A 13,486-nucleotide genomic window follows, 5' to 3' on the forward strand; every position below is an offset into this window, starting at 1 on the left:
CAACCCTCCGCTCATTCGTTCGAAACCAGGCGGTCACCGACGAACACGCGATAGCGCCGGATCCGGCCCGTGACGCAGTCCGGCCCCTGGCGCGGCGTGTAGCGCAGGCCGGCGATGTCGACGGGTGCGCCGAGGTCGATGATCAGGCGGGGCGGGCCCGAGGGCCGAGGGGTGCCGCTGTAGGCCGTGTGCCAGTAGTCGGTGGCCTGGCCATTGATCGCGTTCAGGGCGCCGCCGTCTTCCTTGCGCGCCTCCTCGCTGCTGGCATAGGCAATGGTCCACGCAGTCTGGTTCAGCGGCTGGCCCTGGGCATCCAGCAGCGCCAGTTCGGCGATGGCCGCATGGGGCTTGCCGTCGAAGGTGTCGACCACCTCGATGCAGAGCTGGCGGCCATGGGCCACGGCCGCAAAGCGCAGGTCCTGGGTCGCCGGGCCGCTGGCGAACTGTCCCTCATGCACGGGCTTGAGCCCGGCCAGGCGCGGGCGTGCGGTGCTGGGCGGTCGCTTCAGATCGCGGTCGGGTTGCAATTGGTCGAGGATGGGCGTCGTGAGCCCCGCGATGCGGTTGGCCCGCGGGCCGGTTAGGTCCAGCACCACGACCTCGTTGCGGCCGGCCTGGATCCACGGACCGGGCAGGTACATGGTCTGCGTCGGGCCGATGCTCCAGTAGCGGCCCAGGCAGCGGCCATTGATCCAGACGATGCCCTGGCCCCAGCCGGACATGTCGAGGAAGGTGTCGGCCTGCTGCGCCGCCTCGAAGCTGCCGCGCCAGAAGGCGGGGCCCGTCTGGCGTTTGGCCTGCCAGCGCAGCGGAGGCAGCTCGCCGTCGACGCCGAAGTCGATGGCGCGGATCTGCCAGCCGGTGAGCTCCTGCGCCTTGTCCTTGGCCGTGCGCAGCATCACCGGGCCTTGCAGCCCCTTGCGGTCATGCACCTCCATGCCGAAGTTCACACGGGCAATCGTGTAGAGCAGGATCTCGACGACGGTGTCGCGGCTGCGTGCCGGCACATCGACGCCGAAGCGCCGGTAACGCGTGTCCATCGTGCCAACCAGACGGCCGTCGACGAACACCCAGGCCAGGTCGCGCGCATTCGCGGCCTCCAGCTTGCCGGCAGGGCCGGCGGGCAGCGTGGTGCGATAGGCAACCAGACCGCGGCTGATGTCGTACTGCTCGATGTTCTTTGGCGACTCCGCCTGGATGGCCTGGGCCTGCAGATTGGCGAGCACCGGCGCCGTCTCGGTGAGGGTGAACGAAGGGATGACCATCACCGGCAACCTGGCGGGCGGGTCGGGCAGGATCTCACCGGGCTTCAGGTGCTTGGCGAGGCATTCACGGTAGGTGCGGAACTTGTCGCCCACCCAGCCGGCCTCGCCGATGGGCGCGTCGTAGTCATAGCTGGTCGTGTCGGGCCGGAAGGGGCGGTCGCAGCCGCCCCACAGGCCGAAGGTCGTGCCGCCATGGGCCATGTAGAGGCTGAACGAGCCGTTCGCGCCCAGCATGGCGTCGATGTCCTGGATGGCGCGAGCGTTGTCGCCGCGGCGGTGGGGGGCACCCCAGGTGTCAAACCAGCCGGAGTAGTACTCACCGCACATCCGCGGCCCCTTTTGCAGCTCGGCCAAGGCCTTGAACCCGCCGGCCGGATCGCTGCCGAAGTTGGCCACCGTGAACAGCTCCGGGATGTGGGTCTTGCCGACCGCATTGGTCGGGTTGCACTGGAACAACGGCACGTCGAAGCCGCCGTCGAGCACGGCCTGGCGCATCACCCGCATGTATTCCTTGTCGTCGCTGAGGAAGCCGTATTCGTTCTCCACCTGCACCATCAGGATGGGACCGCCCTGCGTGACCTGCATCGGCCCCAGCACCCGGCCGACCTCCTTCAGCCAGCGCCGCGCCGGCTGCACGAAGGCGTCGTCGCGGCTGCGCAGGAAAGCGTCGCCCGGGTGCTTCAGCAGCCACCACGGCAGGCCACCCATCTCCCATTCGGCGCAGGCATAGGGGCCGGGGCGCAGGATGACCCAAAGGCCTTCAGCCTGGGCCTGCCGGCAGAACTCGACGGCATCGCGCTGGCCTTCCCATCGGTACTGGCCTTCGCGCCACTCGTGGTAGTTCCAGAACAGATAGGCGCAGACGGTGTTCATGCCCATGGCCTTGATGGCCTGGAGCCGGTGCTTCCAGTACTCGCGCGGCACGCGGGCGAAGTGCATTTCGCCGCAGCGGATCTGCAAGGGCTTGCCGTCGAGAAGGAAGTCGGCCTCGCCGATCGTGAAGCGCTGTGCTGCCGCGCTGGCAGGCGGTGGGTTGAGCAGGAGCGTGGCGCCCGATGCGGCCGCCCCGAGCAGCCGACGACGAGGTAGAAGAACGGTCATGGTGGGTTCCGGATTCGGCAGTCTTGATCAAAAAACACCCCGCCTCGCAAGGCGAGACAGGGTGAACTGCGCGCGCCTGAGCGCCGCACGGAGAGACAGGGAGGGCGACAAGCCTCAGAACGCCACCCGCACACCGACGTTGAAGCGGCGGCCGACGTCTTCCAGCGTCAGGAATTGCGACTCGTTGTTCGCATACTCGTGCATGCGTTCGTTGTTCAGGTTGATCGCATCCGCATACAGCGAGACCAGGGGCGTCACGTTGTAGCGCACGCTCGCGTCGGCCTGGCCATAGGCGGCACGGGTACGCGGCAAGGTGCTGCCGCCGCCGCAGTCGACGGAGAAGTGGTTGCGCCAGTTGTAGCTCAGGCGCGCCTGGAAGCGGCTGTTCTCGTAGAACACCGAGCCGTTGTAGGACTGCTTGGACAGGCCCGGATAGCCGCAGGTCGCCACGCCGCCTTCACGCTCGGCGTTGGCGTCCACGTAGGTGAAGTTGGCCGCCACGCCGAAGCCCTGAAGCAGGCTGCTGTTCGCGTCGAAAGCGTATTGCCCAGCCAGTTCCAGCCCCTTGATCTTGCCGTGCTGGCCATTGCGGATGCGGGTGTCGTGCGCGATCTCGGCGTACTGCGGCAGCTGCACGTCGACCAGCTGGGTTTCCAGGAAGTCGGTGACCTTCTTGTGGAAGACGGCGGCGCTGAGGTAGTTGGTCTTGGACAGATACCACTCCAGCGACGCGTCCAGGTTGGTCGAGCGCATCGGCCTGAGGTAGGGGTTGCCACCGCCGGTCTGCACGTCGCCATAGCGACCGCCGTACCAGTTGTCCACGCCCATCTGGTTCAGCGTGGGGCGAGTCAAGGTCTTGGAGGCGGCCAAGCGCAGCACCAGGTCCCGGGTCAGGTCCAGCCTGAGGTTGGCCGACGGCAGCAGGTTGTTGTAGCTGTTGTCGACCGAGTTCACGGTGCTCGGGCCGTAGTTCAGGATGTAGGTGGTGTCGTTGGGGCTCTTGACGGCCGACAGCAGCACCCGGCTGATGCCCATCGACGTGGAGTTCACGTGCACATAGCGCACGCCCGCATTGCCCGACCAGCCGTCGCCCTCCCATTTGCTGTCGACGAAGAGGCTGGCCACCTTCTCCTTGACAGCCCACATCGACGGCTTGGTGTAGTCGATGGCCATCGGGCCGTTGGGGTACTTGGTCTTGTCGCCGTAGAGCGCCGGGTCGTTGGACTGCGCGATCAGCGACGGCTGGTTCAGGTAGGCCATGTAGGCATAGGGGTCGAACCTGAGGAAGGTCGATGGCATCGCGCCCTCCGCGCCCAGGATGTTGTCGAGCTTGCTCACCGTGAACAGCGAGGCCGGCAGCGACACGTGATAGCCGCTGAAGGCGTTCCACGAATCGCTGTTCCACTGGGTGCGGTCGACCTTGCGGCGCGAGGCCGACAGGCCGAACTGCAGGCCCTTGAAGGCGCCGATCTCGTGCTCCCAACCCAGGTTGACGCGGCCTTCCTTCAGATCGTCGCCGTTGCGGATCTGACCGTAGGCCACCGCGTGGGCGCGCACCGCGGTGGGGTCGGAGAGGCTGTCGCCGAAGTGGATGGTGGGCGTGCCGTCGAAGGTCAGCGTGTCGCCGTTCTTGGGCACCATGCCGGCGACGATCCACATGTCGGGCGAGCCGGAGGTCGTGCGCGACGTCGACAGGTCGGCTTCGAGGTTCCACTCGGGCGCCAGCGCCCACTTGGCATTGCCGCCCAAGGCCTTGGTCGTCGACAGCCGGTCGCCGGCCTTGACGATCATGTCGTTGGAGTTCGCCTCGCCGAGCAGCTTGCCGGGACCGGCGATCTGGGGGTTGTTGGCGAAGAAGGTCGAGCCCGGCCGCAGGAAGCTGGTGATCTGGTTGTCGGCGTTGTACTTGACGCCGAGCTGGGTGGGATTGTTCCAGTCACTGACTGCGATGACGTCGTTCTTCTGGTCCAGGCGCGAGTACAGCGCATCGGCCGAGAGCTTGAGCGTCGAGGTCGGATTGAACTGGACCGTGCCCGCGGCCACCAGGCGCTTGCGGCGCTCGTTCTCTTCCTGGAAGCCGAAGCTTTGGGGGATGTACAGCTTCTTGACCGTGACGTCGGCCATCGTCAGGTTCTTGGAATTGAGATCGCCGTTGATCAGCGACACGTCCTTGTAGTTCCACGCGTCGTTGACCGCCTTGGTCTGCTTCGAGGCGCGGTCGGTATAGGACAGGGAACCGCTGACGCCGAAGCTGCGGTCGTCGTTCGCGAACGAGTACATCGCGCTCGCATTGGGCGTCTTTTTCTTGGAGTTCGAATCGTAGGAGCCGGACAGGTTCAGCACCGCGCTGTGACCTTTGCGGCCCGACAGCGGACGCGCCGTCTGAATATCGACCGTGGAGCCGATGCCGCCTTCCGGAAGAAAGGCCTGGGCCGTCTTGTAAACCAGGGCCTTCGAGATGAGATCGGGCGACAGCAGGTCGAACGAGAACTCGCGGCCGCCGGTATCGCTGGTCATGGTGCGGCCATTGACGAGCACATTGTTGAATTCCGGCCCCAACCCGCGCACGGAAATATACCGGCCTTCGCCGTTGTTGCGCTGGATCTGCACGCCGGTGACGCGCTGCAGCGATTCGGCGATATTCGTGTCGGGGAATTTGCCGGCGTCTTCCGCCGACACCGCGTCCACCACGCCCTCCTGCATGCGCTTGGTCGCGACCGACGACTCCAACGAGGCCCGGATGCCGGTGACGACGACCCGCTCCAGATCCTGCTTGGCGTTTGCCGCCTCCTGCGCCTGCACCGACGGCACCAGCCACAATTGACCGATCAAACCGGCGAGGATGGTTTTGATGAAATACTCTGACCGCATGGTTGTCTCCGTGAGGTGGATATGCTCGGCGGGTATTTAAAAACCCGCCACCTTATTGATTTCAATCATTACCCTGCATGGCACACAAACCATGAGCAGGTAATGCCGAAAGGCTAGCACTGCCGAATATGCCGTTCCTATATCGTTTTGCATTCGGCGCATCAAAAGTTCATATAGCTGCCGAAGTACATCCAGTTACGGAGTAATGCGCCAAGATCTTTCACGGACGATTGCATTCCTCCCCTCAGATCTGCGGGCGCCATCGCAGCACCCTCACCTTGCTGGCCGCGGCATTGGCGGCGCCCTCCTCGTCCACCTGCTGCACGGCCTGCAGGAACAGGTTCAATTCCCCCTGCCGGCGCCACAGCTCCGTGTCGAAACTGGGCTCCCAGGCCCCGACGGAGTCCGCCGTCAGGTCGTGCAAGGTCCAGCGCCCGGCGCTGAGGTCGGCAATGCGCGCGACCGACACCTTGCTGCCGCGCTCCTCGTCGCGGAACACGAGCAGCGCCGCCGGCTCGCCAGCCTTCAGGCCCACCATGATTTGCGGGCGCGACACGGGAATCGCCTTGGTGCCTACACCGCTGAGCGAAAACGGCGTGCGCCGGAAGCCCAGTTCCAGTTCCCGCCAGGCGCCGTCGCGGCGGTAGACCACCTGGTACTGCGGCACCGTGCCGCCCGCACGCCGCCAGTAGCTGGCGATGTAGGGCTGGCCGTCCCGGTCGGCCGACATCGAGGTCTGGTTGATCAACTCGCTGTTCTGCGGGATGCGCGCGGCGTACTCGGCGCTGGCCGCCGTGATGGGCAGGGCATAGGCCCGGCCGTCCGAGGTCTCCCAGGTCCGGCCACCGTCACGCGAGCGGGCGTAGGCCAGGTCGTGGTTGCTGGCGACGTCCGGCGATTCGCGCCAGACCCAGGACAGATGCAGGGTGCCGCGGTGGTCGAGAAAGGCCTGCCAGTAGGCGTTGCGCCGCCCTTCCCCGCTGATCAGGTTGCTGTGCAATCTCGTCCACGCCTGCGTGGCCACGTCGTAACGGTGGATGACCAGGTTGCCCCGGCCCGAGCCGCCGTCCCGGTAGAAGAACAGCAGATTGCCGTCGGGCTGGCGGTGGAACTCGGGATAGGACACGGAGCCCTCGCCCTGCCCCGTCATCGGCATTTCGGCCGTCATCTCCAGAGCGCCGGGCCGCAGGCTGCGCGCGTAGCGCAGAGCGCTGTTGTGGTGGTCCCAGGCGAGATGCAGGTAGTTCGCACCGTCGACCATGATGCTGATGCTGTTGTGCGCATCCAGCGCATGGCCTTTGTAGGGCGTGGTCTTCAGCTCCCAGGCATCGCTGCCGAGCTTGCGCTTGCCCAGCACGACGTTGGCCTCCTGGTCGTAGTAGGCGATGTATTGCACATCGCCCTGCGTGACGAGGGCGTTCTTGCGGAACACCACGGCGTTGACGGAGTTCCGCGCCCAGCCCTCACCCACGTCCAAAAGGCGCACGTCGCTCGCGGGCACGCCCTCGCCTGGAGGAGCGGCTGCGCAACCGGCGACCAATGCCGCAATGACCAGAGCAAACGATGCTGTTTTCATGCGAGGGCAAAGGGGCGAGCCTTGCATGAAGCCCGCCCTGCATTCAATCAACGTCGTGCTCAGAACTTGCCGCGCAGACCGATCTTGAAGGTGCGGCCGTCGTACTTCGCGTAGTCCATGCGGGTCTTGTTGCCCAGGCCGTACTGGCCGGTGGCGTCTTCGAAGTAGTCGTAGGCCAGCGTGTTCGACAGGTTTAGCGCGTCCAGGCGGATCTCCAGCGAATCGTTGATCTTGTAGCTGACGTTGGCGTCCAGGTAGCCACGCCCGGCACGCCAGCGGATCAGGTCGTCACCGTTGTTCTTCGGGTTGTCGCCGTGCAGGGAGCGGCCCTTGTAGTTGTAGGACGTGCGGAAGGCGAACGGGCCGTTCTCGTAGTAGAGCGTGGTGCTGTAGGCGTACTTGGGCACCGAGTTCACTTCGATGGTGTTGCCCGCGTTGGTGATCCACTGCGCGCTGTTGAAGGGGTTGATGTGCGTGTAGCTGGCGAGTGCGCCGAAGCCCTTGAACGGATCGGGCAGGAAGTTGAAGTCCTGCTGGTAGGCCAGCTCGAAGCCCTTGAGCGTCTGCTTGCCGGCATTGCTGTAGGTGCGCAGCGTCATCGGCAACGCGGGGTCGACCTTGCCCTGGGCGTTCTGGAAGATGGCGCCCAGTGCGGTATCCGGCAGGCCCAGCGCGCCGAAGGTGGTCTGCGTGGTGCTGGCCACGGTGGCGTCGGTCAAGTCCTTCTTGAAGAGGGCGGCCGACAGCATGCTGCCCTTCTGGAAGTACCACTCCAGGCTGGTGTCCAGGTTCTTGGACTGCTGCGGGCGCAGGCTCGGGTTGCCGGCGGTGGCCGTGTTGTCGAAGGGGTTGGGGATGACGGTCTGCGCGGCAATGATGGACAGCGACGCCCTGCTGAGGGTCTTGCCCCAGGAGGCGCGCCAGGTCAGGGTGTCCGTCAGGTCCAGTGCCGAGCTCACGGCAGGCAGCACATTGCTGTACGAGCCCTTCTCCTGGTTGGGCAGGTAGGTCAGGCTGGTGCCTTGCTGCTTGAAATTGTCGATCAGCGTCTTGGTGCGCGAGTAGCGCACGCCGGCGTTCAGGCGCAGCTCCCTGCCAAACACCTCGCCCTTGAAGTCGGATTGGATAAAGCCGGTGGACACGTTCTCCTGCGCCTTGAAGCTCTGCGCGGGCGTGAAGGTCGCCTCCGAGTTGAAGGCCAGCGGATCGAAGGTGGCGTAGGTGTAGTCGCGGGTGAAGGTGCCCCAGGCGTGCGGCCAGCCGGCGCCCATGTCGAGATTTCCGATCGGCAGCGTCGAGGTCATGCCCGACCGCAGGCCCGCCGTGCCCAGCGTATTGAGCTTGGTGGTGGCGCCGGCCGTGCCGTTGCGCTTGTTGATGTCCTTGGAGGTCTCGGCATACACCAGGCCGGCCTTCAGGTGGCCGGTCCAGTCACCGGCCAGGGCGTAGTCCCAGTCGGCCACCACGCGGCCCTGCTTGCCCTTGTCGGTCTCGCGCGTCCAGCCGGTGCCGATGCCGAAGCCCTGGAAGTTGGCCGGGTCGGTGTAGCTGACCGGCGAGGACAGCAAGGGGTAGACGTGGTCGCTGCCGTAGTCGATGGTGGAATCGACGCCGAAGATCTGGCCGGACAGGGTGTCCTGGTAGCTCAGCGCCTTGCTGCTGTTGCTGCTCAACTGGCCGGTCAGCACCAGCTTGTCGCTCACGCTCCAGCGGGCATTGGCGGCGATATAGCCGAACTTGGTCTCGTCTTCGCTGTAGGTCACGCCGCTGCTGTAGGACGTGTTGCCAAAGGTGCCGGTCAGCAGGTTCGAGTCCGGATCGATCTTCACGCTGAGCGGAATGAAGCCGCTGTTGCCGGCCTGGCCGGCGGGCTTGGTGCGGTCGGTGGTGCGGCTGTTGCGGATCAACAGGCCGAAATACATCTCGTCGCGCGTGTTCTTCAGCTTGGAGTACAGGGTGTCCAGGCTGAGGTTCAGCGTCGGGGTCTTGTACTGCAGGGACGACACGAGGCCGTCGCGTGTGCGGTCGTTGGACGAGCCGTAGAAGCGGTAGATGCGCGGTAGCAGCGCGTTGTCCACCTGGGCGCGGGTATAGCTGCCCAGGTTGGCGCGCGGGCTGTCGTAGTCCAGCGCGAAGGCGAAGTTGCCCTTCACCGGACTCTGGCTGGCACGGAAGGAACTGTTGTAGCCGCCGGTCGCTTCGAAGCCGGAGCGGTTGTTGACGCTCTGGGCATGCGACACGCCCGCCAGGAAACCCCATTCGCCCCAGGTGTTGGAGTAGAGCGCGAAGGCCGTCGGGTCCGTCTTGCCGGACGTGGTGTTGTACGACGCAGTGACGCCGTAGCGGATGGTGCGCTTGGGGTTGTCAAAGGGGCGCGGGGTCTGCAGATCCACCACACCACCCATGCCGCCTTCGCTCAGCTCCGCCAGCGGGGTCTTGTAGAAGTCCACGCGACCGAAAAGTTCGGACGCGAACACGTCGTAGTTGAAGCCGCGCGCCGCGCTGCCGATGGTGGCGGTGGACGTGGCATTGACCAGCGCGCCGTTCAAGGTGGTGACCGAGTACTCGGTGGGCAGGCCACGGATGGAGATGCGCTGGCCTTCGCCCGAGCTTTCATCGCGATTCAGGATCACGCCGGGCACGCGCTGCAGGGACTCGGCCACGTTGGCCTCGGGGAACTTGCCGATGTCCTCGGCGACGATGGAATCGCGCACGCCGATGGCCTGCTGCTTGAGGACCATCGATTTCTCGAGGCTGGACCGGAAGCCGGTCACCACCACGGCTTCGAGCTGGCTTTTTTCTGCCTTGGCCGCGCCGTCCGACGCGTCCGGCGCCTTCTCGGCCACCGGGGCTGCAGCCGTTGCCTGGGCGCCGGCCTGCCCGTAGGCAGCGGCAAGCGCCATGGATATTGCCGAACCAATCAGTCGTTGTTTCATTGTCTCTGCTCCATATGCCACTGCGGGCTTATTTTCAATTCCGGAGCCATTGAAATGGACCGGAGCTTTATATTTTTATTATTCAATCACCTGGGTGATTTATTTATTATGTCAACGTTACCATGTTGAGTTAAAAAAATAGCGACATCACCGCTCTCAACCGCGCCGCCGCGCCTGCTATCGCCCTAGAGCCAAGTGCCAGCGCTGCCCACCAAGGAGACAACGCCGGCTGCGTCGTTATGGTAACGTTGCCTCATTCGGCCGCAAGTTGCTTTGTAGCGACAGCTGAGGCGGCGGGCGCAATCACAGACCATGCATTGACTCAGCTTACTGCCAGAGGCGGACAAGAAGGTATCAATAAAAGGCGCCGAGATATACGAAATTGCAGGGACGCTGCTTGCATAGGGACAGCGCGGTCGACGCACATCAATCCTTGTATTTGAGTTCGATGTTCAGGAACGGCCCGCCTTGATAGACGAGGGCCGGTTCATTGGGAGCCGACCCGTCCACCGCATCGGCGACTCGATCCGCGAATGGGCGTGAGCTCTGCGTCGGCTGGTAGCGCAGAAAGCGCGAGTGCCGGTCATCCCACCACTTGCCCGGGTTGTCGGAGACGCCGAAGGCGATGGTGTGCCCCACCCGCGGTGTCAGCAGCGAACGGCGCAACAGCTGGACCAGGTCGTCCAGCCCCAGCCAGGTGGCCAGTTGCCGGTGCGTGGTGGCCTCGGGGAAGCAATAGCCGATGCGGATGCACACCGTCTCGATGCCGAAGCGGTCCCAATAAAGCCGGGACAGCGATTCCCCGAACACCTTGGACACGCCGTAGTAGCCATCGGGCCGCGTCGGCATCGAGGCATCGACGATTTCGGTCGTCCTGTACATGCCCATCGTGTGGTTGGAACTCGCGAAGACGACGCGCCGGATGCCCAGCTTGTGGACGGCCTCGTACAGATTGACCACGCCGAGGATGTTCGCCGCCATGATGGGCTGGAACTCGGTCTCGGTGGACACCCCGCCGAAGTGCAGGATGGCATCGACGCCCTGGCACATCTCCAGCACCTGGTCCCGATCCGCGAGGTCGCAGCGCACCACCTCCTCGCCCGGTCGCGCCGGCCCCAGATCCGCCACGTCGCTCAGGCGCACGATCTCGGCGAACTCTTGCAGGTGCTCGCGCAGGCGGCTACCGAGGCCGCCGGCCGCGCCGGTCATCAGGATGCGCTTGAAAGGCTTGGACATGGTGGGCATCGCTTGCTGCTACTGCACGCCGACTTCAACGTGGATCGGCGACGTCATGCGCTTGCGATAGGCCTCCACATAGGCCTGCCAGGCTGGCGCCGCGGTGAATTCGCCGGACCAGCTGGCCGCCGCGCCGAGGTAGTAGCGCAGCGGCTGCCCGGTCCTGGCCTTGACGAGGATCAGCTCGTTGTCGGCATCCGCCGCATAGCCCTCTGCGCCTGGCAGGACGATGGCGGTGCCGAAGTCGCCCGCACTGCGCTGGCGCACCCACTGCATCAGTGTGTCCGGCGCGCGGTAGGTGGCGACCTCGGGCGTCTGCTCGGCGTAGGCCGGCTTCTTGTTCAAGCCCAGGGCGACGTTGAGCTCCTGCGGGTTGGGCGTGCTGAAGGTGCTTTCGACCGTGTCGAAATAGTGGCCCGCGTCGACCGTGAAGCGCTTGGTTTCGCTGACCGGCACGCCCTGTGCGTCCCACTGCGCGTAGTCCAGTTCGAAGACGGCCCGGATGGGGCCGTTGGCCAGCACCCGCCAGGCCGAGTAGTTGCGGCTGGTGAAGAGGCGGCTGCCATTCCAGATGCCGGTGCCGCCCGCGCCACGCGTACGGCCCACCGCATACATGTCCAGGCCTTCGCCCTCTTCCCGGTGATAGTGGTCGTGCCCCTTGTTGTACCAGCGGTCGACGATGAGATAGGAAGGGCGCTTGAACCAGATGTCCAGGCCGCTCGTCACCAGGACTTCCTTGTCGCTTCCCGGTGGTGCCGGTTCGGCCAGGGCCGGGCCGTAGGTGCGGTGGCCGATCTTGTCGTTCTCCCATGCGAAGTCGTCCAGGCGCTCCGGAACATAACGGGCAAACGCCTGGACCGGGAATGGCGGCGCCACCGTGGCGCTCCTCTCGACGGTGAAGCGGGCGCTCTGCTCATCCGCCGCGAAGTCGTGCTGGAAGATCAGCTCGCCATAGGCAATGCCCGCGCCTTTGGGATCGCGCGCCAGGGGCGCCACATTGGTGACCTGGTAGGGCAACAGGCGGCCACTGGCATCACGCACGGCCAGCTGCAGCATCAGCGCGCCCGGCAGGCGCCGGGCGACCTCCGCCCACGGGACCGTGATCGTCTCGGCCGGACGCGCCGCCTTCAGCTCATGCCGGACGGTGATGACCATGCGCTCGGCCGCCTCGGCCCCAAGTGCCGCCACGGCCAGCCCTGCAGCAAAGATGGCGCGCCACATCAGTAGCTCACCGGGTAGTCTTTGGGAAACCGGCTGCCGCCGAACGCCTTCTTCTGCGTCCAGTCCTGCGCCGGCGCGGTCCAGTAGGAGTCACTGGCCGGCAGGCCCAAGGCCAGCAGGCCGGCGGCAGCGATGTACATGCTGCCGTTGTTGGAGTACCAGTCGCCCAGCTCGGGCTGGTGGCCGCGAAAGCCGATGGTGAGGAAGCCTTCCCGGCTGAAATTGCCCGGCCCACTCCAGATGGCGACATGGGCCGCATGCAGGGCCGACCGGACCTGCCCCTCGGGCAGCGAAGCGGGAAGCTGCTTGCGCCAGGCCAGCAGGGCCAGCGGCTGGAAGACCGCGGTGCGGTAGGTCAGCGAGCGCCCGATGGGCGGGTAGCTGCCTTGCGGCCCCACGAAGCGCTCCAGGTGTTCGCAGTAGCGCTGTGCGCGTTTGGTGGCTTGCGCCAGCAGCTCTTCCGGCTTGGCGTTCCAGAACGGCGCCTTCCGGGCCGCCAGCACCTCGAGGATCTCGAGGAGCATGGGGTACATGACGTAGGAGCAGTAGTAGTCGAAATGGAAGTCCTGGCCGTCCTTGATCCATCCGTCGCCGACATACCACTCGTTGATCTTGCGGATCGCGCCATTCATGCGCATCGGGTCGGACTCCTCGCCGATGGACAACAGCCAGGCCTCGTTCATCGCCGCGAACAGCAGCCAGTTGATGTAGGGCACCTCGATGCGGCGCAGGCCCTTGATCTCGGCCACGATGCGGCCCTTGGTGGCGGCGTCGAGCGGCTCCCACAACACCTCGGGAGCACGCATCAAGGCATTGGTGAAGTAGGCCGAATCGACCAGGGCCTGACCGTGGCCCTTCCAGGTCAGATAGTCGGGGCTCTTCGGGTCAACGGCGTTGGCATAGCTTTGCAGGGCTTGCTGCTGCAGACGCTGGCGCAACTTGCCTTCCGGCGTGGCGTCGGCAGGCAGCGCGAGCCAGGGCGCGATGCCCGACATCAGGCGACCAAAACATTCGAGGTAGGCGACGGACGGGTCGCGGCCATCCCAGGTGGGGCTGAGTTCCAGCACGAACTTCTTCTTCAGCTCGCCCCTGGACATGGGATCCAGCACCGGCTCGGTCATCTGCCGGAGCAACTCCAGCATGTAGGCCCGCTCCTGGCCGGGCGCTCCGGGGGATGCCGCAGCACCCGCAGCGCCTGCGCCCAGCAGCCCCGGCAGGACTGGGCCGAAGGCCGCTGCGCGCATGAAGTTGCGACGTTCCATCTGACCTCCTGGCGCCAC

Annotated in this window: 7 protein-coding genes; all 7 read right to left on the minus strand. The window is 65.5% G+C overall.

The window, feature by feature from the left end; genetic code table 11:
• Window positions 1–11: 11 nt before the first annotated feature.
• The gene (locus J2X20_RS02840; RefSeq protein WP_310260551.1) at window positions 12–2,366 is read right to left on the minus strand and encodes a beta-galactosidase; all 2,355 of its coding nucleotides are present in this window, start codon (window positions 2,364–2,366) and stop codon (window positions 12–14) included.
• A gap of 114 nt (window positions 2,367–2,480) precedes the next feature.
• Window positions 2,481–5,237: a TonB-dependent receptor gene (locus tag J2X20_RS02845; protein ID WP_310260554.1), complete on the minus strand. Its 2,757-nt coding sequence runs from the start codon at window positions 5,235–5,237 to the stop codon at window positions 2,481–2,483.
• A 244-nt stretch (window positions 5,238–5,481) separates the two neighbouring features.
• Window positions 5,482–6,738 carry a BNR repeat-containing protein gene (locus J2X20_RS02850; RefSeq protein WP_310260556.1) on the minus strand — a complete coding sequence of 419 codons (1,257 nt, stop codon included), beginning with the start codon at window positions 6,736–6,738 and terminating at the stop codon, window positions 5,482–5,484.
• A 134-nt stretch (window positions 6,739–6,872) separates the two neighbouring features.
• Entirely contained in the window at window positions 6,873–9,716 is a 2,844-nt protein-coding gene (locus tag J2X20_RS02855) for a TonB-dependent receptor (RefSeq protein ID WP_310260560.1), read from the minus strand.
• A gap of 459 nt (window positions 9,717–10,175) precedes the next feature.
• On the minus strand, window positions 10,176–10,985 hold the full coding sequence (locus J2X20_RS02860; RefSeq protein ID WP_310260563.1) for an NAD-dependent epimerase/dehydratase family protein: 810 nt from the start codon (window positions 10,983–10,985) through the stop codon (window positions 10,176–10,178).
• Between the two features lie 18 nt (window positions 10,986–11,003).
• Complete coding sequence (locus J2X20_RS02865) at window positions 11,004–12,206, minus strand: DUF4861 family protein (protein WP_310260567.1); 1,203 nt, start codon at window positions 12,204–12,206, stop codon at window positions 11,004–11,006.
• Window positions 12,206–13,468 (minus strand): DUF2264 domain-containing protein, encoded by a 1,263-nt coding sequence (locus J2X20_RS02870; protein WP_310260570.1) that lies wholly within the window; start codon window positions 13,466–13,468, stop codon window positions 12,206–12,208. Before J2X20_RS02870 ends, J2X20_RS02865 begins: the two co-directional genes overlap by 1 nt.
• Window positions 13,469–13,486: the final 18 nt, after the last annotated feature.

The organism is Roseateles saccharophilus (genome assembly GCF_031458095.1).
Taxonomy (GTDB): domain Bacteria; phylum Pseudomonadota; class Gammaproteobacteria; order Burkholderiales; family Burkholderiaceae_C; genus Pelomonas; species Pelomonas saccharophila_A.